Raw genomic sequence first — 25,003 nt, 5'->3', positions numbered from 1 at the left:
AATGGCACAAAAAACTATGATCCAAGCAATTACAGATGCCTTAGCTCTTGAATTAGAGAAAGACGAAAATGTCTTAATCTTCGGTGAAGACGTTGGTAACAACGGTGGGGTTTTCCGTGCAACTGAAGGTTTACAAGAAAAATTTGGTGAAGACCGCGTCTTCGATACACCTTTAGCTGAATCTGGTATCGGTGGATTGGCTTTCGGTCTTGCCTTGCAAGGTTACCGTCCAGTTCCCGAAATCCAATTCTTTGGTTTCGTTTTTGAAGTATTTGACGAAATCGTTGGTCAAATGGCTCGTACGCGTTACCGTATGGGTGGAACTCGTAATATGCCAATTACTGTTCGTGCCCCATTTGGTGGTGGTGTTCATACACCAGAACTTCACTCAGATAACTTAGAAGGATTAATCGCACAATCACCAGGTGTTCGTGTTGTTATTCCATCAAACCCTTACGATGCAAAAGGACTATTAATTTCATCTATTCGTAGCAACGATCCAGTTGTCTACTTAGAGCACATGAAATTATACCGTTCATTCCGTGAGGAAGTGCCAGACGAAGCTTATGAAGTGCCTTTAGATAAAGCGGCTGTAACTCGTGAAGGAACAGACGTATCAATCATCACTTACGGCGCTATGGTTCGTGAAGCGATTAAAGCAGCTGATAGCTTAGCGAAAGACAATATTTCAGCAGAAATCATTGACTTACGTACAGTGGCTCCTTTAGATGTGGAAACAATTATTAACTCTGTTGAAAAAACTGGCCGTGTGGTTGTCGTTCAAGAAGCACAAAAACAAGCTGGCGTTGGCGCTATGGTTGTTTCTGAAATTTCTGAACGTGCCGTATTATCATTAGAAGCACCAATCGGACGTGTATCTGCTCCAGATACAATCTTCCCATTCGGACAAGCAGAAAATATCTGGTTACCAAATGCGAAAGATATCGAAGCAAAAGCTAGAGAAATCGTCGAATTTTAATAGTTATTCGAAGTAGATAAACGAAGAATTAAACAGGTGGAATACGGCTATAGGCATGAAATGTTCAGCTACTATAGTCGTTTCCCCGCGTTTTGCTCCTAAGAAAATAGACAGATCCAACGAAGAAGGGAAGACTTAAAAAATGGCTTATCAGTTTAAATTACCGGATATCGGTGAAGGGATTGCCGAAGGCGAAATCGTTAAATGGTTTGTAAAACCTGGCGATACAATCAACGAAGACGATACGTTATTAGAAGTACAAAATGACAAATCAGTGGAAGAAATTCCATCACCAGTAACAGGTACTGTAAAAAATATCGTTGTACCAGAAGGAACAGTTGCAAACGTTGGTGACGTGTTAATCGAAATCGACGCACCTGGTCACGAAGATAACGATGCAGCACCAGCAGCTCCTGCACAAGAACAAACACCAGCACAACCTGCTTCTGTACCAACAACAGAAGCAGCTGGCGGATTTTTCCAATTCAAATTACCAGACATCGGTGAAGGAATTGCCGAAGGCGAAATCGTTAAATGGTTCGTTAAAGCTGGCGACACAATTAATGAAGATGATTCATTATTAGAAGTACAAAATGACAAATCAGTAGAAGAAATTCCATCACCAGTAACAGGTACTGTAAAAAATATCGTTGTACCAGAAGGAACAGTTGCCAATGTTGGTGACGTGTTAGTTGAAATTGACGCACCTGGTCATAATTCAGCAGCACCGGCAGCCGCAGCACTAGCTACTGACGCTCCTAAAGCGGAAGCATCAGCTCCAGCCGCTTCAACAGGCGTAGTTGCAGCCGCTGATCCAAACAAACGCGTTTTAGCAATGCCATCTGTTCGTCAGTATGCGCGTGAAAAAGACGTTGATATTACACAAGTAACTGCAACTGGTAAAGGTGGCCGTGTCATTAAAGCGGATATTGATGCCTTTGTCTCTGGTGGTTCTCAAGTAGCACCAGCTACTGAAGCTGCCGCAACAGAAGCAGCACCTAAAGCGGAAGCAGCTGCACCTAAAGCAGCGCCAAAAGCCTTTACTTCTGATTTAGGCGAAATGGAAACACGTGAAAAAATGACACCAACACGTAAAGCAATTGCTAAAGCAATGGTTAACAGCAAACACACTGCTCCTCACGTAACATTACATGATGAAGTAGAAGTTTCTAAATTATGGGATCACCGTAAGAAATTTAAAGATGTTGCTGCTGCAAATGGTACAAAATTAACATTCTTACCATACGTTGTAAAAGCATTGACTTCAACTGTTCAAAAATTCCCAATCTTGAATGCATCAATCGATGACGCAGCACAAGAAATTGTTTACAAAAATTACTTTAACATTGGTATCGCTACTGATACAGATCATGGCTTATATGTACCAAATGTTAAAAATGCTAATACGAAGAGCATGTTTGCTATCGCTGATGAAATCAACGAAAAAGCAGCATTGGCTATCGAAGGCAAATTAACTGCACAAGATATGCGTGATGGTACAATCACAATTAGTAACATTGGTTCAGTCGGTGGCGGCTGGTTTACACCAGTAATCAACTACCCTGAAGTTGCTATTTTAGGCGTTGGTACAATTGCACAAGAACCAGTTGTTAATGCAGACGGCGAAATCGTTGTGGGACGCATGATGAAATTATCATTAAGCTTTGACCACCGTATCGTTGACGGCGCAACTGCTCAAAAAGCAATGAACAACATTAAACGCTTATTAGCTGATCCAGAATTACTATTAATGGAAGGATGATTAACAAATGGTAGTAGGAGATTTCGCCATTGAACTAGATACAGTCGTAATCGGAGCTGGACCTGGAGGATACGTTGCTGCAATTCGTGCCGCAGAAATGGGTCAAAAAGTTGCGATTATCGAACGCGAATACATCGGAGGCGTTTGTTTAAACGTTGGATGTATTCCTTCAAAAGCTTTAATTGCTGCTGGACATCATTACCAAGAAGCACAAGATTCTTCAACTTTTGGTGTAACAGCTAAAGGAGTCGAATTAGACTTTGCAAAAACACAAGACTGGAAAGATAACACAGTTGTTAAATCATTAACAGGCGGCGTTGGCATGTTATTGAAAAAACACAAAGTAGAAATTATTGAAGGCGAAGCATTCTTCGTTGACGAAAATACATTGCGTGTTATTCACCCAGACTCAGCACAAACTTACTCATTCAATAATGCTATTGTAGCAACAGGTTCTCGTCCAATTGAAATCCCAGGATTCAAATTTGGCGGACGCGTGTTAGATTCTACAGGCGGTTTAAACTTAAAAGAAGTTCCTAAAAAATTCGTTATTATCGGTGGCGGTGTCATCGGTGCTGAATTAGGTGGCGCTTATGCTAACTTAGGTTCAGAAGTAACAATTTTAGAAGGTAGCCCATCAATTTTACCAACTTATGAAAAAGATATGGTTAAAGTTGTCACAGACGACTTCAAGAAGAAAAACGTAACAATCGTGACTTCTGCAATGGCTAAAGAAGCTGTTGACAATGGCGATAGCGTCACTGTTAAATATGAAGTTAACGGAAAAGAAGAAAGTGTTGAAGCAGATTACGTAATGGTCACTGTTGGACGTCGTCCAAACACAGACGACTTAGGCTTAGAACAAGCGGGCGTTGAAATTGGCGAACGTGGTTTAATCCCAGTTGATAACCAAGGACGTACTAACGTGAAAAACATCTTCGCAATCGGCGACATCGTACCAGGTGCTGCGTTAGCGCATAAAGCAAGCTACGAAGCAAAAATTGCTGCTGAAGCAATTTCTGGTAAGAAAGTTGCAGTTGATTACAAAGCAATGCCAGCTGTTGCCTTTACTGATCCAGAATTGGCAAGCGTTGGTATGACTGTTGCAGAAGCAAAAGAAGCGGGAATCGAAGCAAAAGGCTACAAATTCCCATTTGCTGGTAACGGCCGTGCAATCTCTTTAGATAAAACTGAAGGATTCATGCGTTTAGTTACAACTGTAGAAGACAATGTCATCATCGGTGCACAAATTGCCGGTGTCGGTGCAAGTGACATGATTTCTGAATTAGCTTTAGCTATTGAATCTGGCATGAATGCAGAAGACATTGCTTTAACAATCCACCCACACCCATCATTGGGCGAAATCACTATGGATACAGCTGAATTGGCTTTAGGTTTACCAATTCATATTTAATAGTATCACTTTGTCGCACGACAGATATAATGCGCCTTTTGCACTTGTTGCATTAGCCACAGCAAGAGCAAAAGGTGTAAAAAAACAACGACTTCTAGGAGTCGTTGTTTTTTTATGCTCTGTTCTTTCTTTTACGGTATTTAAGGGGTGTTTCACCCGTTTCTTGTTTAAAGATCCGGACAAAATAGCTATCTTCAACAAACCCTAAATCTTCACTGATTTGGGCAATTGTTTTATCTGTCTCCAAAAGAAGCTGTTTAGCCCATGTGATTTTTAATTGTCGATAAAATTGACTAAAGGGAATACCAAACTCCTCTTTTAATAAACGACTTAAATACGTCGGTGTCAAATGAACAAGGTCTGCCAGTTCTTGTAAATTTAAACGCAGCGATTTGTTTTCCCAAAGGGCATCTAAAACCGGTTGTAATTGCTTATTTTTAGTTTGATAGGCACTTGAAGGAGTTAATTGAGCAGTTAATAAAGTTTGTTGAATATCTTTTTGGATCATATTCAATGGCTCCAGCTCTTCTTTTCGCGAACTAATCTGTAAGGATTGTTTGTACGTATTGATTAAATAATCTTTTTTGATGGCTTCAGAAATAATATATTGGCTTAGATCAGCGATTAATGTCGCGCTCTTTTCTAAGTCTGCTAGTTCTAAAACAGGGTATTGTTGATACAGCTCTTGGTGTGTTACTAAAAATTCTTGAATGAAGGCATCATTCATGGTTAAAACCTGTTCTAACTCTTCTTGGTGATCTTCGAGCAAAACTTCACCAGCCATAATGGCTCCTACATACTGGTCATCAACAATAATGGGGATGGCCATATCAACGATGTTAAAGTGACAACGGTAGATAAAAGGCTGACCAGTGCGAACAGCTTCCAAGCCACCACGAGCATCACATTTTTCACAAAGTTTCGAGAGCTCAGGGGAGTGACGTACCAGTTGGCAAAAGGGTTGAACTTGACTATGTTTCGTCACAGGTCGACCTTTATAATCGACTAAAATAATGGCTAAACGAGTGCTTAAGGCCAATGATTCTTGCAATTTTTCCCACTTTTCTAAATCTAAAATATTTTTTAATTCTACAGTCATAAGGCAATCCTTCAATCTAAAGTTTAAAAATCATAATATTTTATTATTTCACAAAATAATTCTATCATTTTTTGCAAGAAAACGATACCAAAAGTTCAATGCTTTTTTGATGAAAGCGTTTTATACTATGTATGTAAACAAAATATAGGAGGCTATCAACATGAGAAAAGCATTGATTTTACCAACGAAATATGTTCAAGGGGAAGATGAATTACTAAACTTAGGTTACTTCGTTTCAACTTTTGGAAAAAAAGCGTTACTAATTGCAAATCCTGCTGACGTTGATCGTGTACGTCCACAATTGGAAGAAACAGCGAAAAAGTTTGACATTACATTCGTAGAGGGTGGCTTTAGTGGAGAAGTAACGCGTGAAGAAACAAAGCGCTTGCAAAACGTTGGACAAAAAGAACAAGCAGACTGTATCATTGGTTTAGGTGGCGGTAAAGCAATCGATGCTTCAAAAGTCGTAGCAGAAGGTGAAAACTTAATTATTGTACCAACGATTGCGGCTCAAGATGCACCAACTTCGCATTCAGCTGTACTATATCATGAAGATGGCTCATTTGATGATTATGCTTACTTTAAACAAAGTCCAAGCGTCGTTATGGTTGATACAAAAGTGGTTGCCAAAGCGCCAACTAGATTTTTAGTTGCTGGAATGGGGGATGCCTTATCCACATATTTTGAAGCACGCGCAACACACAATTCATATTCTCGGGTTAATGCTAGTTTGCCAATGGGTTCAAGAGAAGGCTTAACGCCTGCTGCTAGCGGCACATATGCAGCTTTGGCCATGGCAAAACTTTGCTGGGAAAACCTCCAGGAAGATGGGTTAAAAGCGAAATTAGCTTGTGATGCAAATGTGGTTACTGAATCATTGAATAAGATTATCGAAACAAATATCTTACTTTCAGGCTTAGGTTTTGAAAGTGGCGGTTTAGCTGCAGCGCATGCGATTCATAACGGTATGACAGTCTTACCTGGTGCGCACAGTTATTTACATGGTGAAAAAGTAGCCTTTGCAACGATTGCACAACTTGTATTAGAAGATGCAGCAAAAGACGAATTAGAAGCTGTTTTAGACTTTAGCGCTTCTGTAGGTTTACCATTAACGCTTTCAGACATTGGTGTCGATGAAATCACTTATGAAGAAGCATTGGAAGTAGCCAAAATTGCTTGCATTCCAGAAGAATCAATTCATTCAATGCCATTCCCAATTGTCGTTGAAGAAGTAGCGAATGCAATCATTGTTGCAGATAAAGTCGGACAAGAATATAAAACAAGACATAAATTAGATTAAGGAAGTGTCCACATGAAAGCAGATATTTTACTCGTTTCACATAGCAAAATGATTACAGATGGTATTAAAGAGATGATTGAACAGATGAACGCCAGTGAAGAAATTACGATTCATTCACTTGGTGGCACATCAGATGGTTCATTAGGTTCAGATCCAATGAAAATCATTGACACGATTAACGAAGCGGACTCTGACCGAGAATTTTTAATTTTTGCCGATTTAGGCAGTGCCGTTTTAAGTTCAGAATTAGCTTTTGATATGCTAGAAGAAGACCAACAGAAACATTATCATTTAGTCGATGCACCATTGGTTGAAGGTGCCTTTGCGGCAGCAATTACTGCAGGTGTCTCAGATGATTTGACGCAAATTTTAGCAGAAGCTCAAAATGCTGGTAAGAAAGGGTGGAACTAAATGAAAAAAATTATTAATGAACCTGGTAAAATTGTCGAAGAAATGCTTCAAGGAATTGTGAAAAGCTATGGAAACCTTGTTCATCAAGTCGAAGATTCTCGCGTGATTGCTCGCAACGACTCAAACAAACAAGTTGGGTTAGTATCTGGTGGCGGAAGTGGTCATGAGCCTGCACATGCTGGGTTTGTTGGTGATGGAATGTTAAATGCCGCAGTTTTAGGTGATGTCTTTACTTCACCAACACCAGATCAAATTTTAACAGGGATCCAAGCGGCAGACCAAGGGGCCGGTGTTCTGTTAATCGTAAAAAATTATACAGGCGATATTTTGAACTTTGAAATGGCCAAAGATATGGCTGATATGGAAGACATTCATGTAGAAATGGTCGTTGTCGATGACGATATTGCTGTCGAAGATAGCACCTATACCGCTGGAAAACGCGGCGTTGCCGGGACTGTTCTTGTCCATAAAATTTTAGGACACCATGCCCGCCAAGGTGCTTCTTTAGAAGAGCTCGTTTCTTTAGGAGAAAAGATTGTAGCAGCCACGAAAACAATTGGAGTGGCTTTAAAAGCAGCCACTGTGCCTGAAGTTGGCAAACCAGGTTTTACTTTACCAGAAGATGAAATTGAATTTGGCGTAGGGATTCACGGAGAACCAGGCTATCGTCGTGAAAAAATCCAACCATCGAAAGAGTTAGCGAAAGAATTAGTTGGAAAAACATTAAGTAGCTATGAACAACAACCACAAACAGTGGGGGTACTTGTCAATGGCATGGGCGGCACGCCATTAATGGAACAATTTGTATTTATGAACGACGTGCTAACATTATTAGAAGATAAAGGTGTTCAAGTGACCTTCCATAAAGTGGGTAACTATATGACGTCTATTGACATGCAAGGATTATCTTTAACGATGATTGACTTGGCGACAAAAGACTGGCAAACAGCGCTAGAAAGCAATGTAACAACAATTTCTTGGTAAGGGTGATAAAAGATGGAATTAACAGTAAAAGACATTCAAACATGGTTAGACAACTATTCAAAAGTTATTGAAGAAAAAAAAGACTATTTAAGTGAATTAGACACGCCGATTGGTGATGGGGATCACGGTAACAACATGGCTCGTGGTATGGCTGAATACAAAATTGCGTTTGACAAAAAAGTACCAACAACAATCACGGAGACATTTAAAGTTCTATCCATGGCTTTGATTTCAAAAGTTGGCGGAGCTTCTGGTCCTTTATATGGTACTGCATTTATGAATATGACTAAAGCGACAAAAGATTTGGAAACCATCAGTTCGCCAGAGCAATTAAAAGAAATTGTTCAGCAAGGTCTAGCTGGGATTCAGATGCGTGGCAAAGCTGAACCAGGAGATAAAACGATGGTTGATGTCTGGGCACCTGTTGCTGAAGTAATTGGAACGGAACAATTTAATGAAGAAAAAATTGAACAATTTGCTGAAGCAACAAAAGATTGGGTGGCGAAAAAAGGACGTGCCTCTTATTTAGGGGAACGAGCAATTGGTCATATTGATCCAGGAGCAGCATCTAGTGCATTATTATTTGAAGAACTAGTCAAAGTAATCAATCAATAACAGTGAGAAAAAAGTTTAGCAAGTGCCTCTCTTGAAGCGCTTGCTAAACTTTTTTATAAATAATGGTTTCTTTTGTTCATCTATGGGATAATTTAAGTAACAAAAAATAACAAAGATAGACCAATGGGGGATTTAAAGATGAAAAAGCATGTGATTGTGGGATGTTTATTAATCGTTAGCTCAATGTTTGTAAGTGCTTGTGGAAATTCGTCAGACGTGACCACGGAAAAAACCAGTGTCACAAAACAAGTCGAAGCTACGGGACAAAGCACATCCTCTTCTGTAGACCAAACCAAGTATGATGCCATTATTACAGAAGCTAAAAAGTTAACGGCAGAGGGGCAATATAAAGAATCAGAAGAAAAATTAGCTACGATCCCTGTTAGCGATTTAGGGAAACCACACTATTCGATCGTTAAAGAAACGGTTGAGAAACTAAATAATCAAAATAATGAAGGCTTAAAAAGACAAGAAGAAGTCGCGGTTGAAAAGCAAACGAAGTCGAGTCCGGCACAAACAGAATCACTTAAACCGATTCCAGATGAGTTTGCTAAATGGGCAACCACGTATCTTTTTTATTATCCACGAGGAGATCAAAAGCAAGCGGGGTTAATCATTGAAGCGAATGGAGCGGTCACGCAGACGAATACGAATGGCGAAATTTACACAGGAAAAGCCGAAATAAGTGGAGCTTCGGGCACTATTTTAAGTTATGATACGACTAGTTATCGCCCGACGACCCAACCAGCTACAAAATCGATTACTCCAAATGTTAAAATCACTGTTACTTGGAACAATGGCGGCGGTGTTGATGTTTATTATGGCTACGTTTCTTATTCACAACGTTTAGCTTTGACAGATGGTATCGCCGTGACAGACGGGGTCAAAGAAGTTTGGCTTTCATAAAAAGAGCTAGACATTCAAGCAAAAACTTGAATGTCTAGCTCTTTTGTTGATTGAATAGGGGGATTTAAATACTTAGTTTCGATAAGAACGAACGGTATTATTAATAGCAGAAATACTATATTTTAATTCATCTTCTAACGTTTGATCAATGTCTGTGTCTAAAGTTTCTGCAAACATGGCTTCATATTCAGCGATAGAAAGTTCTGTCCGATTATCCAGCAGTGCTAAATGAGTTTCTTTTTGTAAATGATTTTGATAGCCAGCTACTAATTCACCAGTGAAAAATTCAGCGACAGCACCAGAACCATAACTGAATAACCCAATTTGATTGCCTGCGGTTAAAGTCGTTGCATTTTCTAAAAGGGAAATGAGTCCCAGATAAAGTGAACCCGTATACAAGTTTCCTACGCGACGACTATAGACGATGCTTTCTTCATAACGGGCTAAAATTCGTTCCTGTTCTGCTTCAGTTTGGTCGGAAATTTTTGCTAATAAGGCTTTTTTGCCCATTTTTGTGTAAGGAATATGGAACGCTAAAGCATCATAATCTGCAAAATCAAGACCGGTTCTTTTTTTATGTTCATCCCAGACTTGGGCAAAAGATTGGATGTAGGTTTCGTTTGACAAAGGACCATCGACCATAGGATACGGATGGCCTGTTGGACGCCAAAAGTCATAGATATCTTGCGTCAGCATCACATTATCCTCTTTTAAAGCCAAGATGCGCGGTTCACTAGAAACTAACATTGCAACCGCCCCAGCTCCTTGTGTAGGCTCACCGCCAGAATTTAAGCCATATTTTGCAATATCTGCTGCTACAACCAAAACTTTTTTATCTGGATGTAAGGCTACGTGATTCTTAGCTAACTGTAAGCCTGCTGTTGCTCCGTAACAAGCTTCCTTGATTTCGAAAGAGCGAGCGAAAGGTTGAATCCCCATTAAACGATGTAAGACAACTGCGGCCGCTTTTGACTCATCGATACTGGACTCAGTCCCGACAATCACCATATCAATGGCCTCTTTATCTTCTTTGGTCAAGATCGCTTCTGCGGCATTGGCTGCAAATGTCACAATATCTTGGCTGATTGGGTTCACCGCCATTTGGTCTTGCCCAATACCAATATGAAATTTTCCAGGGTCTACATTTCTGGCTTCAGCCAGTGCCGTCATATCAATATAATAAGGGGGCACAAAAAAACTAATTTTATCAATCCCAATTGTCATTTCTTTAACTCCTTTACGATAAATAGATTCATTATATAAAATAGCACGAAATGAACCAAAATGGGGAATTTTTGTATTAACTTCATAGATTATTAAAAAATATCTTATAAGTCTGTTAACATTCAGTAATTGGCACTTGTGATTCTGGGATTTTATGATATATTTCAAGATGGAGGTGCATTTAGTTGAAAACAGTAGTTATTATTGATGCATTACGAACACCAATTGGAAAATATAAAGGCAGCTTAAGTCAAGTAAGTGCCGTAGACTTAGGAACACATGTTACAACACAACTTTTAAAAAGACATTCCACTATTTCTGAAGAAATTGATCAAGTAATCTTTGGAAATGTTTTACAGGCTGGAAATGGCCAAAATCCCGCACGACAAATAGCAATAAACAGCGGTTTGTCTCATGAAATTCCCGCAATGACAGTTAATGAGGTCTGCGGATCAGGAATGAAGGCCGTTATTTTGGCGAAACAATTGATTCAATTAGGAGAAGCGGAAGTTTTAATTGCTGGCGGGATTGAGAATATGTCCCAAGCACCTAAATTACAACGATTTAATTACGAAACAGAAAGCTACGATGCGCCTTTTTCTAGTATGATGTATGATGGGTTAACGGATGCCTTTAGTGGTCAGGCAATGGGCTTAACTGCTGAAAATGTGGCCGAAAAGTATCATGTAACTAGAGAAGAGCAAGATCAATTTTCTGTACATTCACAATTAAAAGCAGCTCAAGCACAAGCAGAAGGGATATTCGCTGACGAAATAGCCCCCTTAGAAGTATCAGGAACGCTTGTGGAGAAAGATGAAGGGATTCGCCCTAATTCGAGCGTTGAGAAGCTAGGAACGCTTAAAACAGTTTTTAAAGAAGACGGTACTGTGACAGCAGGGAATGCATCAACCATTAATGATGGGGCTTCTGCTTTGATTATTGCTTCACAAGAATATGCCGAAGCACACGGTCTTCCTTATTTAGCTATTATTCGAGACAGTGTGGAAGTCGGTATTGATCCAGCCTATATGGGAATTTCGCCGATTAAAGCCATTCAAAAACTGTTAGCGCGCAATCAACTTACTACGGAAGAAATTGATCTGTATGAAATCAACGAAGCATTTGCAGCAACTTCAATCGTGGTCCAAAGAGAACTGGCTTTACCAGAGGAAAAGGTCAACATTTATGGTGGCGGTATTTCATTAGGTCATGCAATTGGTGCCACAGGTGCTCGTTTATTAACGAGTTTAAGTTATCAATTAAATCAAAAAGAAAAGAAATATGGAGTGGCTTCTTTATGTATCGGCGGTGGCTTAGGACTCGCTATGCTACTAGAGAGACCTCAGCAAAAAAAAAACAGCCGATTTTATCAAATGAGTCCTGAGGAACGCCTGGCTTCTCTTCTTAATGAAGGCCAGATTTCTGCTGATACAAAAAAAGAATTTGAAAATACGGCTTTATCTTTGCAGATTGCCAATCATATGATTGAAAATCAAATCAGTGAAACAGAAGTGCCGATGGGCATTGGCTTACATTTAAAAGTGGACGAAACTGATTATTTGGTACCAATGGCGACAGAAGAGCCCTCAGTGATTGCGGCTTTGAGTAATGGTGCAAAAATAGCACAAGGATTTAAAACAGTGAGTCAACAACGCTTAATGCGTGGACAAATCGTTTTTTACGATGTTGCAGACCCCGAGTCATTGATTGATAAACTACAAGTAAGAGAAGCGGAAATTTTTCAACAAGCAGAGTTAAGTTATCCATCTATCGTTAAACGGGGCGGCGGCTTAAGAGATTTGCAATATCGTGCTTTTGATGAATCGTTTGTATCTGTCGACTTTTTAGTAGATGTTAAGGATGCAATGGGGGCAAATATCGTTAACGCTATGTTGGAAGGTGTGGCCGAGTTGTTCCGTGAATGGTTTGCGGAGCAAAAGATTCTATTCAGTATTTTAAGCAATTACGCAACGGAGTCGGTTGTTATGATGAAAACGGCTATTCCAGTTTCACGTTTAAGTAAGGGGAGCAATGGCCGGGAAATTGCTGAAAAAATTGTTTTAGCTTCACGCTATGCTTCATTAGATCCTTATCGGGCAGTCACGCATAACAAAGGAATCATGAATGGCATTGAAGCTGTAGTTTTAGCTACAGGAAATGATACACGCGCTGTTAGCGCTTCTTGTCATGCTTTTGCGGTGAAAGAAGGTCGCTACCAAGGCTTGACTAGTTGGACGCTGGATGGCGAACAACTAATTGGTGAAATTTCAGTTCCGCTTGCGTTAGCCACGGTTGGCGGTGCCACAAAAGTCTTACCTAAATCTCAAGCAGCCGCTGATTTGTTAGCAGTGACGGATGCAAAAGAACTAAGTCGAGTAGTAGCGGCTGTTGGTTTGGCACAAAATTTAGCGGCGTTAAGGGCCTTAGTCTCTGAAGGAATTCAAAAAGGACACATGGCTCTACAAGCACGTTCTTTGGCGATGACGGTCGGAGCTACTGGTAAAGAAGTTGAGGCAGTCGCTCAACAATTAAAACGTCAAAAAACGATGAACCAAGACCGAGCCTTGGCTATTTTAAATGATTTAAGAAAACAATAAAAAATAGTTCAGCAGAAATTATTCTGCTGAACTATTTTTTTTCACATTAGGTAGCCGTTTCAGGCCACGAATTGGTTTTACTTTTAAGACATCTAAGAAGAAAGTGAACACAGGGATTCCTACAATAAGTCCCCATACACCAAAGAGACGCTCACTAACTAATAAAATGACAAACGTATAAAAGATTGGTAACTCTGTTTTACTAGACATGAATTTAGGATTTAGCACGTAAGATTCAAATAAATGGACGATTGTAATTAAAGCTAAGATATAAATCACATCGTTCAAGCCACCTTGGGAATAAGCGATGAAACTTAGCGGAATGCAGGAAATAATCACACCAGCAACTGGGACTAAGCTCAAAATGAAGATCATAATGGCTAAACTAGGTAACTGAGTAAAGCCGATTATCGCCAAGGCCAAGGTAGTAATGACTGTATTCACCACAGCAATGAAAAACTGAGCTTCCATTACGACACCAAATGTGTTAACGAACTTGTTGGCGAAATAATAGATATCCTGAAAAAACCAATCAAAATCACTTTTTAAAAATAACTTAGAAAAATCAGCCATTTGCTTCTTCTCAATCATAAAGAAGAAACTTAAAATAAAGGACATGACAAATGATAAACCGACAGCACCAATATCTTGAATGTAGCGTAAAATCATTGAAGCACCATTCTGGAGTTGAGAGAGTAAGTTAGATTTTTCCAAGTATTGATCAATAAATTGCAATACTTGATTTGTATCTGTATGTGGACTTTGATAAAAATCAACTACAGAATTAATCATTTGAGTCGTTTGGTTAACTAGAACGGGAACATATTTAGTAATCGCTAAATAGATTAGAAAAACAACCAATGCATAGGTTAAGAGAACGATGACAATCGTCGGGATTTTCATATAGCGTTGAACAAAATGGACCAAACGAACAGCTAAATAGGTAAAGATAAATGTTAAAAGAATTGTTGTAATCATGCTTCTGGATAAATAAAGCACAAAAATAATCAAAGCAAGGACGCAAAAACGTCGCAAACGTTCATTTTGAATAAATTTTTGATACAAACTCATAGGGGAAACTCCTTCTTTACTGAATAATCAATCCTGTTAAGAATAACATAACCATACCGATGGCAGCTAGGCCGCAAACAATAATATGGCGACGTTTGTACATCACTACAATGGCGATGAACTCTCGAATAAACGCGTTAGGTAAAAAATAAAAAGCGGTTTTTGCACCAATGCCATCAGCTTTTAAGCCAGCCATTCGAGCGAAAAGACCCGCTCGGAAAAGGTGATAATTGTTTGTAGTAAAAATGGCTTGGAAATTAGCATTTCCAAAATCCTCAATCATTGTTTCTTTGGAAAAACGCATATTTTCCAGGGTGTTTTTTGAATGAGCTTCTACTAAAATATCATCATCAGGAATACCTTGTGTTAAAGCATACATTTTCATCGCGACACTTTCAGGAAGTAATTCATCGGGGCCTTGGCCACCAGACATGACGATTTTTGGCGGATTTAACGTTGCGCGATTTTGAGCCTTGTAAAATTGAATGGCTTTGTTGATGCGGGCTTGCAATAATGGCGGCACAATCTCACCATTGATTAACCCCGAACCTAACACAACAATATAATCCTGTGTATATTTTGGCTGATTAAATTGATACAACGTAGAAACAGTTAAAAAATTATAAAAAACAAACGCGAAATAAGTCAAAATAAATGGCGCAATAGTTAATGGTAAGGAGAGCCACGTTGGTAACAACGATTGAAAAAAGAAATTATAAATTAATAGTAATGTTAAGCCAATTGCCAGCAACAACGTCAACAAGTTCCCTAGAGACCGACCTTCTTTTCTCATAACAACGACCGCATTCCAATAGAGGAAAATAATTAAGGCATAGAGTCCTAAAGCCAAAGCGATAAAAATCGCCAGCAGGGCAATAATTGCTAAGGTGATTAGAAAGTAGTTGTTTGTACGAATCGCAGTAATCCCTAAATAAGTCGCTAGAACCACAAGAAAAATATTAAATAATGTTCCATTCAGTAAACGCCTTTTTTCTTTGAAGTAGAAGAGCGCAAACAAGCCAAAAAAAGCAATGGGAATTAAAAAGAAGGCTGTGCCACGAATGATTTCTAAATATAAAACATATGAGAAGAACATAAAGACGGTCCAGCCAAACATCCACGGCAACCAATCGTGTTCTTTTTTCTTTTTCCGCCACGAGGGAATGAAAAAGAGACCCAATAAATAAACACCTAAAAAGGTTAAATCACCATAAAATTGCATAAATAAACTCCTTTAAAACATTTTTCCTCTTCAGTATAACGAAAACTCTTCAAAAAAAATAGAGGAAGCACTTAGTTTCAGAAAGTTTTCTTGTTCTTTTTTTTATAAAAAAAAACCTGACGATTAACGTCAGGTTTTTGAGTCAGTATTGTTTAATTAAGCTTTAGTAACGTTAGTTGCTTGAGGGCCACGTTGACCTTCTTCGATTTCGAAAGTTACTGCTTGACCTTCTTCTAAAGTTTTGAAGCCGTCACCTTGGATAGCTGAGAAATGTACGAATACATCGTTTCCGTTTTCTGCAGTGATGAAGCCAAAGCCTTTGTCTGAGTTAAACCATTTTACTGTACCTGTTTCCATAATAAATATCCTCCTAGATGTGTGTTATAACACATTCATATTTTGCAATTACTTGAAAGGTGAAAAATGTGGAAGATGTTTATTTGAAACAGCTACCCATATTACCGAACAAAAACTACATCTATTACTATAGCATACTAACTGGTTTTTGTATAGCGATAACCTTATTTTCTTTTTTATCGGATGTTTTTTAAAAACTAGAAAGTGAAGATAAGGCTGTTATAGTGCTGTTTCAATAAGACTCAGAAAAAAAGCCCATTGTAAGGCGCTTTCTTACAATGGGCTTTTTGCCTGTTTTTAATAACGGAGGATAGCCGCTAAAGATTTTTCATCTGGTGCAGCTTTTTGGTCTAAAACAAAAACTTGACCGCCATTTTGAATAACTTGGTAAGCAATGGTGTTTAAAAGTTTGCGGCGATCGTACTCTTCAGATGACATTTCATTGTTTTCAGTAACAAAGAGTGACGTTGCAATAAAAAGATGGGAAATTTTGCCGTCAGCTGCCGCTGGCGAAATATCTGTAAATTGATCTAAGAATTTACGATCTAGTAATTTGTTATAAGAAGCTGTTTCTTTTTCTGTTAACTCTGCAGCTATTTTTTCACTAGCGCTGCGGATATCTTGAATGGTTGCTTGTGCAGGTGAAGCAGCAACTGAAATTGAGCAATCATAATAAGGGTTTTTAGCAATCTTTTTAAAGAGTGTTTGGTTTTCTGGTAAAGCATAAAGATAAAGCGGTAATTTTTCAGGATTATCCAGTTGATCTTTTAAGAAAGTATCGACTGCTTGATAGTAGTTCACCCAATCAATTTCAACTTCTTTATCTTTAGTATTGATGCTATGATAAGCGACACCTTCTTTAGAACCGTTAGAACTACCTTGAGTTGAAAAGTTTAAATTACCACCCGTTAATTCATCACCTAAAGCTGTGACCACGTCTGTTGGCGCGTCTTTAGGCAATTCAACAGGAGTCACAGTCGTATGATCAACCTTGTAAAGTTTCATTGAATCACGATTTAGAGCAAGTAGGTAATAATGGTAGTTAAATTGTTTGTCTTTGACTAGTCCAAGTAAATAAGGAATCGTGTCCACGTAATATTGATCGTCAATGGGCACATCTAATCGTTGAACAAAGGTGTTCTCTGGAGATAAGATGATTGAAACACTTGCTGTGCCGTTGCGCCAGAAGAAAGCATCAGCTAGAAGTGCGTCAATTTTTTCTTGGAAAACAGCCCATTTTTCCTCAGGAAATTTTTTTTCAAAGCGTGTTTTTGCCGCTTTTGCAAAATTTTTCAAAACAAGCGAATCTTTTTCTACGTTTTGATGAGCGACATGGGTGTTAAACAAGAAAGTAACAAACGGTCCATGAACTTCTTCAGAAAATAATGTTGATAAGCTATCTTTTTTTTGATTTGCCATAATAAAATCCCCCTTCTAAAAGTAAGTGTAGCACAGGAAATCGAATGTTTAAAACAATATGTTCAATAAAAGAAAACGCTTTAAAGAATCTAAATAAAGGACTGTTAATGGTGTTCTAATAAAAGTTTTATAAAAAATATAGCTGAAACTCATGATAAAAAAGGCACAAACCACTATACTTACGTTATGCCAATTATCCCGAATTGGTTTTTTCATACTTACTCCTACCAAGAGTAAATAACAACCTTCATTTCCACCACAGACGACGGTCGTGGTGGTTTTTTTATTTAGGTTCTAGTTTTTGCTATTAATTGACTAGGAGAAGTGAACGCTCTTTAAGAATTTGTCATTTCAAATTTACGGAACCGCAAGAAACGATTTGCTTCTTCCTCTAACTGAGTAATTTCTTCTTCTGTTAACTCTTCCGTAGTAATGTGAATATGTAACTCTTTTTGTGTGCTTGTCATAGGTGCCTGATGATTGATCTCTGTTTGTTGGGTGCGGCCCATTAAATAGTCCAAGGAAACAGAAAAATAGTCTGCTATTTTTAAAAGATTCTCTACTTTAGGCGAAGAGGTATCCCAACGACGAATTTGTCCATTGGAAATGCCGACGTTTCTTTCTAATTGGGCGAGGGTTAATTGCTTTGACTGAGCTAGTTGTTTAATGCGAGAAATTAAGGTCATTTCAAGTCCTCCTTGTGTTTTCCGTTTGCTAATTTTAAATTAGCGTAAAAGCGAATGGTTGTCAATTGCGAGCGTGTAATAAGAAGGTGAACATCTCATGAGTGATTTTTTAGAAAATTTCCGATGAAAAAAAGAAGAAATAGAGTTATTATTAGTAAGTAAACTGTTTTGGAGCGAGAGGGGATGAATCAATGGAGAAAATTAAAAGTTACCAAGAGGATTCTGAAGTGCAGAAAAATCGTTGGTGGATCTTAGTTTCTGTGGCTATGTTTACCTTCATGTCTACATTAGATTCCAGCATTGTAAATATTGCTTTACCGACTATTTCAAAAGAAATGTCCGTACCCATGAATCAAGCGGAATGGGTCGTATCTATTTATTTAATGGTTGTCTGTGCTTGTTTATTATTATTTGGAAAAATTGGCGACAGTTTTGGAAAAATAAAAGTTTATCGAATTGGCACGGTTATTTTTACGATTGGTTCGTTACTTTGTGGCTTTAATCAATCGCTGAGCTTTCTATTATTTGCGCGAGTCGTTCAAAGTATTGGTGCTAGCATGACCATGGCGACCAATTCAGGAATTATTACGGAAGTATTCCCTTTAAATGAAAGAGGGCGGGCGCTTGGTGCAGTAGGTGCCTTTGTCTCTTTAGGCGCGATTGCTGGTCCTGGGATTGGTGGATTGATCTTATCAAACTTTTCTTGGTCGTATATTTTTTGGATTAATGTTCCTGTGGGGCTAGTTACAATTTTAATTGGCGAAAAGTTTCTACCAAAAGATATTACAAAAACAAAAGAAAAAATCGATTTTTCAGGATTTGCTTGTATTGCCATTGCGATTATGACGTTCTTCGGCGGGATTTTCCTCGGACAAGAGAGCGGGTTTGGCTCGTTACAATCCTATTTATTGTTCATTATTGCAGTAATCGCATTAGGATTATTTATAATGGTTGAACGAAAAAGAAAAAGCCCACTTATTAAGTTCGCAATTTTTAAAAACAAAATTTTTACATTAAGTTTATTGTCCGCCGTTTTAATTTTTGCCTCAAACTTTTTTGTAAATGTTGTCATTCCATTTTATTTGCAGGATGCACGCAAACTAAGTGCTAGTTATGCTGGTCTATTAATGATGGTATTTCCGTTATTAATGGTGGTTGGGGCTCCTCTGAGTGGCTATTTGACGGATAAAATTGGCCCAGCTATTTTAACGTTTGGCGGATTGTTGCTCTTGTGCTGTACGTCGTTAATGTATATGTTTTTAGATATGAACTCGCCCATCTGGTATTATGTGATTGCAACGGCCATTATGGGCTTGGGAAATGCACTTTTCCAGTCTCCAAACAATACAATGGTTATGAGCAGTGTTGAAAAGCAAGATTTAGGTGTAGCAGGAAGTATGAATTCTTTTGCTAGAAACTTAGGGATGGTCATTGGGATTGCATTGTCAACGACCATTTTATATCGTGGTATGAGCGAAGCCTATGGTGAACGAGTAACCACGTATCTGGCTAATCGCCCAGATATATTTATTGTGGGAATGCGTGAAACCTTTTTTGTCGCCTTTCTATTATGTGTGGCGGCCTTTATATTAACGATTTTACGTTTTCGGAAAACAACCAAATAAGTAAAAAGAAGCAGACGAGAAAGATTCATGATTTTTCTCGTCTGTTTCTTTACTAGCTAAGAAAATAAGCAAATGCGATTGTATATTTCTAATTCTCTGTTACAATAAAGAAAGTAAACTGTACTAAACTGTACTACTTTTAAGAATGAATTTGACGATTAATTATCATAAGAGTGTGTAGAAAATACCGTAGGAGGAATACAAATGGAACTGATAGGACATGGACATTCATGTATTGAAATTCGTCTAAACGACGGCACGAACCTTTTATTTGATCCTTTTATTAATGGCAACCCTTTAGCGGACGTTTCACTTGAAGATTTACACCCTGATTACATCTTAATCACTCACGGACACAGCGATCATATTGGCGATATGCTAGCAATTGCTCAAGCCAACAAGGCAACAATTATTGCGATAGCTGAAGTGGCTACGTATGCACAGTCGCAAGGGGTAAAAGCGCATGGAATGAATCTAGGTGGGCGTTATGTCTTTCCTTTTGGTTCGGTTAAATTTGTGCCAGCTTTGCATAGTTCCGGTTATGAAATAGACGGCGTAATGACCTACATGGGCGAAGCAAGTGGGATTATTTTAGAAGCAGAAGATAAAAAAATTTATCACGCTGGTGATACGGCGTTGTTTTCAGATATGCGCCTTTTTGCAAAAGACAAATCCATTGATGTAGCGTTCTTACCAATTGGCGATAATTACACGATGGGACCAGAGGATGCGCTAGAAGCAGTCTCTTACTTAAATCCCGAAATAACCATTCCAATTCATTACAATACCTTTCCTGTTATCCAACAAAATCCAGCAATATTCGTAGAGCAAGTAGTTGGCGGGAAAGTATTAAACCCAGGAGAGACGATCCTAGTTTAGGAGGAAATTATGGCGACGAAACATGATCAAATTTTAAAACATATTGAAGAATTACCAATTGGCGATCGAATCTCTGTTCGAAGCATTGCCAAAAGTTTAAGTGTTAGTGAAGGAACAGCGTATCGGGCCATCAAAGATGCAGAAAATATTGGGCTTGTTTCCACCATTCAACGTGTTGGTACGATACGAATTGAGCGGAAGTTAAAAAAACATATTGAAAAATTAACATTTGGTGAAGTGGTCCGGATTATTGAAGGGGATGTGTTAGGCGGTAGCTCTGGTCTAGACAAAGTCCTTAATAAATTTGTAATTGGTGCGATGACAGAAACCGCGATGACGCGATATATTACTCCAGGCTCCTTAATGATTGTTGGTAACCGCCAAGGTGTGCAAAAGCTTGCTTTAGAAAATGGGGCAGCCGTTTTAATTACAGGTGGATTTGAAACATCTGAAGAGATTGCGCAGTTAGCAGATCGTCTGGGTATGCCTGTCTTGAGAACCACATATGATACATTTACTGTGGCTACTATGATTAACCGTGCTTTAAGTGATCAGCTGATTAAAAAAGACATTTTACTCGTCAGTGATATTTATACAGCGCTTGAAAAAACCAATTATTTATTGACAACTCAGACGATTGCAGATTATCAGGCATTATCTGAAAGTACCCATCATTCTCGTTTCCCAGTAGTAAATAAGAAATTACGTTTAGTGGGGATTGTCACAGCCAAAGATGTCATTGGTAAAAGTGAACATTTAACCGTGGATAAAGTCATGACAAAGGATCCCAATGTTGTGAAAAAGATGATGAGTGTAGCGAGTGTCAGTCATCAAATGATTTGGGATGGTCTAGAAGTCATGCCGGTGGTGGAAGATGATTTAGCGCTTGTTGGGATTGTTTCTCGCCAAGATGTGATGAAAGCTATGCAATTGGTGCAACGACAACCACAAATTGCAGATACAATTTCAGATCAAATTTCCGGGGAAGTGATGCCTGTTGAAGAAAATGGCAAAGAAACAACCCGTTTTCGTTTTTCGGTTGCGCCCCAAATGGTTAACAGTGTTGGTACCATCTCGTTCGGTGTCCTAAGTGAAATTATTTCTAACGTGACACAACGAACAATGTTGATGAATCAAAAAAGAAATGTACTAATTGAACAAGTGAATCTACATTATTTGCGGCTAATCCAGTTGGAAAGTGAATTGGACATTCGTCCACGGATTTTAGAAATTGGTCGTCGCTCTGCAAAATTAGATATTGAAGTTTATTTAGAAAATGTCATTGTGGCAAAAGCAATTGTTGTTTGCCAAGTGATGGAGAGAACGTAGGAGGCTACAAAGAATGGACGTAGTAAAAGAAATTATGGCAGCAATTAAACAATATGAAACAATTATTATTCATAGACATCAAAGGCCCGACCCAGATGCAATTGGCTCACAGGTTGGGTTAGCAGAACTCTTAAGAGCGAGCTTTCCTGAAAAAAATATTTATCAAGTAGGCGGACCAGTGGAAGGCTTAGAGTTTTTAGCTGAAATGGACGTTATTACTGACGATGTCTATCGAGGTGCATTAGTCATTGTAACAGATACTGCAAATGCTCCAAGAATTAGTGATGCGCGTTTTTCTTTAGGCGATCAATTAATTAAAATCGATCATCATCCGAATGATGAACCTTATGGAGATTTAGTTTGGGTGAATACAAATGCAAGTAGTTGTAGTGAAATTATTGTTGATTTTTGGCAACAGCATTTAGCAGAATTAACGATGACAGATAATGCAGCTCGTTTATTGTATGCTGGGATTGTGGGGGATACAGGACGTTTTCTTTATCCTTCCACTTCGGCGCATACACTCGCTGTCGCTGCGCAATTGCGTACGTTTAACTTTAATGCCGCAGACTTAAATCGTGAGTTAGACCAAATGCCTTTAAAGGTTGCTAAATTAGCGGGTTATATTTATCAAAATTTAGAAATCGACGCAAATGGCGCTGCTCGTGTCGTTTTACCACAAAGTATTTTAAACAGTTATGATATTGTCGATTCTGAAACGGCAGCCATTGTTTCAATGCCAGGAAAAATTGAAGATGTTCTCTCATGGGCAATCTTTGTTGAACAGCCGGAAGGTTATTATCGCGTTCGGTTACGTTCCAAAGGACCAATCATTAATACAATTGCTAAAAAACATCATGGCGGCGGCCATCCTTTGGCAAGTGGCGCTAATGCCCGTGATGCAGCTGAAATTGAAGTGATTTACCAAGAAATCCAAGCAGCTTGCCAAGAGTGGGCTCAAAAATAAATAAGTAATTAGAAAGTAGTTATCGGACGTTGATAAATCATTAGGACTACTTTTCATTCACTAGAAAATAAGGTAAAATGAAAAAGAATTATTTTTTACAAAGGAGAACGTTAATGACAGAGCAATTACCAAACTGCCCTGAATGTGGGTCGGCATATGCCTATGAAGATCGCGGATTATTTATTTGTCCAGAATGCGGTCATGAATGGTCACCAACAGAAGAAGTTGCAGAAGAAGGCTTAGTAGTCAAGGACTCAAATGGCAATCTTTTAGCGGATGGTGACAGTGTTACTGTAATCAAAGATTTGAAAGTTAAAGGTGCCAGTGGCGCAATTAAACAAGGCACAAAAGTGAAAAACATTCGTTTAGTGGAAGGTGATCATAACATCGATTGTAAGGTAGATGGCTTTGGTCCAATGAAGTTAAAATCAGAGTTTGTTAAGAAAAATTAAATTTCATTTGAATGATGAGACAGTAAGAGTCTAGGACACAACCATCGTCCTAGACTCTTACTAATGTTTATCGGTCTTGTATTTTATCATTGTACGAAGGCCGTGCCAAGCGTTGTAAAGTGTGAGGATTAACCCGATACCTAAAGGAATCCATAACCATTGCGGAGAATAAGCGGCATCTTTTAACGTTTCAGGGTTGATGGTCCATGATTCTTGCAATACTTGGAAACTAAAAACCATGAGAAATGTTGAAATAAGTAACAAAATAAACCGTAAATAATGAATCGTTGTTTGACGGTGAATCAGTGCAAAGAGTAAGTAGAGCACAAGTAAAAATAGCGGCACTCCAAACGCAAAATATGGCTGTAACATGAGAACGTCCTCCTTTTTCTTAATGATACTGCAAAGGAGAGGATTTGCAAAATAAAATTTATTGTTGGTACATTTTTTTAGAAACAAGTATAGTGTTATTGAGGCATTCATACTTGAAATTGTTTATCTTGGAGGAATTTTTATGGCAGTATATAGCGAACCAATTAAATGGGCAATCATTATTTTCCCGTTTCTAGCATTTTTTATTTCTGGGGCATTATTAATCTATGAATACCGCAAATATGGTTCCTTTGTTTGGACACGAGCAATGATTTTGTATTCATTTGTTTTTTATTTATTATGTGCCTATTTCTTGGTGATTTTACCGTTGCCATCTCGGGCAGAAGTGGCTCAATACACAGGACCAACAATGGAACTGCGGCCTTTTCATTTTATTTCAGGGATTTTAAACGAAACTGTTTTTTCGCTCAAAGATCCTAGTACGTATTTGCCAGCATTAAAACAGCATGCCGTTTTAGAACCACTGTTTAATGTTTTATTAGTTTTACCTTTTGGTGTGTATTTACGGTATTATTTCAAATGTTCATTTTTAAAAACAGTTCTTGCGAGTTTTTTATTGTCATTATTTTTTGAATTAACACAGTTATCTGGCCTTTATTTTATTTATCCACGTTCGTATCGCTTGGCGGATGTCAATGATTTAATTAATAATACCGTCGGAGGCATAGTTGGTTATTGGTTGACGCCACTCTTTACCTTTTTATTGCCAACAAGAGAAGAAATTGATGCCACCTCTTATGAAAAAGGGCAGACAGTTAGCCTGTTAAGACGTTTCTTTGCATGGGGGATTGATTGGTTGGTGATTGGCTTTGTGCAAGGCCTGCTCGTTTTTGGACTAAATTTCATTCCAGCTTATAAAAATTGGGCAACCAATTATCCGATTTTTTCAGATCGGATGTGGTTCTTTATCATGGTTTTTGCGGTCTTTATCGTCATGATGAAACTGACAAACGGTCAAACGTTAGGGAAAAAAGTTGTTCGCATTCGGGTGGTTGAAACAGGACATGAAAAAATTCGTTTAAAAGCCTTGTTTGTTCGCTACGGTTATTTGTATTTTGTGTATGGTTTAATTAGTATTTATCTAGCCAATGCCACTGATTTATTGAATTCTTCTAATCGGATGTTGCAAATGGTGTCACTGCTTCTGTATTTGTTCTGTTTAATTTTATATTTACTGTTTTTGATCAACGTTTTGTTAACCTTGATTCGTAAAAAACGGCGTTTGTTTTATGAAAAAGCCAGCCATACTTATACAGTCAGTACATTAGAAGTTGCGAAAACAAAGGAATCAGCAGGTGAGTAAAAGTTGTTT

The 25,003-nt window shown here is 38.4% G+C and carries 23 protein-coding genes; 15 read left to right on the top strand and 8 right to left on the bottom strand.

The features are described 5' to 3' along the window. Window position 1: 1 nt before the first annotated feature. The 3 genes from IGK86_RS08615 to lpdA all read left to right on the top strand — a co-directional run bounded on the left by IGK86_RS08615 (window position 2) and on the right by lpdA (window position 4,155). Complete coding sequence (locus IGK86_RS08615) at window positions 2-979, top strand: alpha-ketoacid dehydrogenase subunit beta (protein ID WP_002357767.1); 978 nt, start codon at window positions 2-4, stop codon at window positions 977-979. 142 nt (window positions 980-1,121) lie between these two features. Further along, window positions 1,122-2,741 carry a dihydrolipoyllysine-residue acetyltransferase gene (locus tag IGK86_RS08610; RefSeq protein ID WP_016617275.1) on the top strand — a complete coding sequence of 540 codons (1,620 nt, stop codon included), beginning with the start codon at window positions 1,122-1,124 and terminating at the stop codon, window positions 2,739-2,741. 7 nt (window positions 2,742-2,748) lie between these two features. Next, window positions 2,749-4,155: a dihydrolipoyl dehydrogenase gene (gene lpdA, locus IGK86_RS08605; protein WP_002357765.1), complete on the top strand. Its 1,407-nt coding sequence runs from the start codon at window positions 2,749-2,751 to the stop codon at window positions 4,153-4,155. A 112-nt stretch (window positions 4,156-4,267) separates the two neighbouring features. On the opposite strand, the gene IGK86_RS08600 is transcribed toward lpdA, so the two are convergent. After that, on the bottom strand, window positions 4,268-5,254 hold the full coding sequence (locus IGK86_RS08600; RefSeq protein WP_002382271.1) for a PocR ligand-binding domain-containing protein: 987 nt from the start codon (window positions 5,252-5,254) through the stop codon (window positions 4,268-4,270). 160 nt (window positions 5,255-5,414) lie between these two features. On the opposite strand from IGK86_RS08600, the gene IGK86_RS08595 reads away from it, so the two are divergent. The 5 genes from IGK86_RS08595 to IGK86_RS08575 all read left to right on the top strand — a co-directional run bounded on the left by IGK86_RS08595 (window position 5,415) and on the right by IGK86_RS08575 (window position 9,470). Next, window positions 5,415-6,554: a glycerol dehydrogenase gene (locus IGK86_RS08595; protein ID WP_002363858.1), complete on the top strand. Its 1,140-nt coding sequence runs from the start codon at window positions 5,415-5,417 to the stop codon at window positions 6,552-6,554. 12 nt (window positions 6,555-6,566) lie between these two features. Beyond that, complete coding sequence (gene dhaM / locus IGK86_RS08590; protein ID WP_002357762.1) at window positions 6,567-6,965, top strand: dihydroxyacetone kinase phosphoryl donor subunit DhaM; 399 nt, start codon at window positions 6,567-6,569, stop codon at window positions 6,963-6,965. After that, window positions 6,966-7,949: a dihydroxyacetone kinase subunit DhaK gene (dhaK, locus tag IGK86_RS08585; protein ID WP_104877080.1), complete on the top strand. Its 984-nt coding sequence runs from the start codon at window positions 6,966-6,968 to the stop codon at window positions 7,947-7,949. Between the two features lie 12 nt (window positions 7,950-7,961). After that, the gene (gene dhaL / locus IGK86_RS08580; protein ID WP_002360441.1) at window positions 7,962-8,564 is read left to right on the top strand and encodes a dihydroxyacetone kinase subunit DhaL; all 603 of its coding nucleotides are present in this window, start codon (window positions 7,962-7,964) and stop codon (window positions 8,562-8,564) included. 123 nt (window positions 8,565-8,687) lie between these two features. Further along, entirely contained in the window at window positions 8,688-9,470 is a 783-nt protein-coding gene (locus tag IGK86_RS08575; RefSeq protein WP_002385941.1) for a hypothetical protein, read from the top strand. A 72-nt stretch (window positions 9,471-9,542) separates the two neighbouring features. Here the strand turns inward: IGK86_RS08575 and IGK86_RS08570 are convergent, their stop codons facing one another. After that, entirely contained in the window at window positions 9,543-10,694 is a 1,152-nt protein-coding gene (locus IGK86_RS08570; protein WP_002366606.1) for a hydroxymethylglutaryl-CoA synthase, read from the bottom strand. Between the two features lie 185 nt (window positions 10,695-10,879). Here IGK86_RS08570 and IGK86_RS08565 point away from each other — a divergent pair, with 185 nt between their 5' ends. Continuing rightward, window positions 10,880-13,291 carry a hydroxymethylglutaryl-CoA reductase, degradative gene (locus tag IGK86_RS08565; protein WP_438742309.1) on the top strand — a complete coding sequence of 804 codons (2,412 nt, stop codon included), beginning with the start codon at window positions 10,880-10,882 and terminating at the stop codon, window positions 13,289-13,291. An 18-nt stretch (window positions 13,292-13,309) separates the two neighbouring features. Here IGK86_RS08565 and IGK86_RS08560 read toward each other — a convergent pair whose 3' ends face one another. The 5 genes from IGK86_RS08560 to IGK86_RS08540 all read right to left on the bottom strand — a co-directional run bounded on the left by IGK86_RS08560 (window position 13,310) and on the right by IGK86_RS08540 (window position 18,046). After that, complete coding sequence (locus tag IGK86_RS08560; protein WP_002357754.1) at window positions 13,310-14,362, bottom strand: AI-2E family transporter; 1,053 nt, start codon at window positions 14,360-14,362, stop codon at window positions 13,310-13,312. Between the two features lie 16 nt (window positions 14,363-14,378). Next, the gene (locus IGK86_RS08555; protein ID WP_002382277.1) at window positions 14,379-15,584 is read right to left on the bottom strand and encodes a YdcF family protein; all 1,206 of its coding nucleotides are present in this window, start codon (window positions 15,582-15,584) and stop codon (window positions 14,379-14,381) included. Between the two features lie 156 nt (window positions 15,585-15,740). Next, window positions 15,741-15,941 carry a cold-shock protein gene (locus IGK86_RS08550; RefSeq protein ID WP_002357750.1) on the bottom strand — a complete coding sequence of 67 codons (201 nt, stop codon included), beginning with the start codon at window positions 15,939-15,941 and terminating at the stop codon, window positions 15,741-15,743. A gap of 297 nt (window positions 15,942-16,238) precedes the next feature. Further along, on the bottom strand, window positions 16,239-17,360 hold the full coding sequence (locus tag IGK86_RS08545) for a baeRF6 domain-containing protein (RefSeq protein ID WP_016617281.1): 1,122 nt from the start codon (window positions 17,358-17,360) through the stop codon (window positions 16,239-16,241). Between the two features lie 335 nt (window positions 17,361-17,695). After that, the gene (locus IGK86_RS08540) at window positions 17,696-18,046 is read right to left on the bottom strand and encodes a helix-turn-helix domain-containing protein (protein WP_002357747.1); all 351 of its coding nucleotides are present in this window, start codon (window positions 18,044-18,046) and stop codon (window positions 17,696-17,698) included. A 191-nt stretch (window positions 18,047-18,237) separates the two neighbouring features. Here IGK86_RS08540 and IGK86_RS08535 point away from each other — a divergent pair, with 191 nt between their 5' ends. The 5 genes from IGK86_RS08535 to IGK86_RS08515 all read left to right on the top strand — a co-directional run bounded on the left by IGK86_RS08535 (window position 18,238) and on the right by IGK86_RS08515 (window position 23,298). Continuing rightward, on the top strand, window positions 18,238-19,671 hold the full coding sequence (locus IGK86_RS08535; protein ID WP_002366610.1) for an MFS transporter: 1,434 nt from the start codon (window positions 18,238-18,240) through the stop codon (window positions 19,669-19,671). A gap of 204 nt (window positions 19,672-19,875) precedes the next feature. Then, on the top strand, window positions 19,876-20,550 hold the full coding sequence (locus IGK86_RS08530) for a metal-dependent hydrolase (RefSeq protein ID WP_002361745.1): 675 nt from the start codon (window positions 19,876-19,878) through the stop codon (window positions 20,548-20,550). Between the two features lie 9 nt (window positions 20,551-20,559). After that, window positions 20,560-21,879 carry a DRTGG domain-containing protein gene (locus IGK86_RS08525; RefSeq protein WP_002357743.1) on the top strand — a complete coding sequence of 440 codons (1,320 nt, stop codon included), beginning with the start codon at window positions 20,560-20,562 and terminating at the stop codon, window positions 21,877-21,879. Window positions 21,880-21,892: 13 nt separating this feature from the next. Beyond that, window positions 21,893-22,846 (top strand): DHH family phosphoesterase, encoded by a 954-nt coding sequence (locus tag IGK86_RS08520; protein WP_002357742.1) that lies wholly within the window; start codon window positions 21,893-21,895, stop codon window positions 22,844-22,846. Window positions 22,847-22,959: 113 nt separating this feature from the next. After that, window positions 22,960-23,298, top strand: a complete 339-nt coding sequence (locus IGK86_RS08515) for a zinc ribbon domain-containing protein YjdM (RefSeq protein WP_002357741.1) — start codon at window positions 22,960-22,962, stop codon at window positions 23,296-23,298. 60 nt (window positions 23,299-23,358) lie between these two features. On the opposite strand, the gene IGK86_RS08510 is transcribed toward IGK86_RS08515, so the two are convergent. Further along, window positions 23,359-23,757: a hypothetical protein gene (locus tag IGK86_RS08510; RefSeq protein WP_002382283.1), complete on the bottom strand. Its 399-nt coding sequence runs from the start codon at window positions 23,755-23,757 to the stop codon at window positions 23,359-23,361. 55 nt (window positions 23,758-23,812) lie between these two features. On the opposite strand from IGK86_RS08510, the gene IGK86_RS08505 reads away from it, so the two are divergent. Further along, a complete protein-coding gene (locus IGK86_RS08505) occupies window positions 23,813-24,994 on the top strand; it encodes a VanZ family protein (protein WP_002357739.1) in 1,182 nt (393 codons plus the stop codon). The last annotated feature ends 9 nt before the right edge of the window (window positions 24,995-25,003 follow it).

This window comes from Enterococcus sp. DIV1206 (assembly GCF_051712485.1).
GTDB classification, from domain to species: domain Bacteria; phylum Bacillota; class Bacilli; order Lactobacillales; family Enterococcaceae; genus Enterococcus; species Enterococcus faecalis.
Note: the sequence above shows the minus strand (reverse complement) of the source record. Positions and strands in the feature narration are given on the sequence as shown.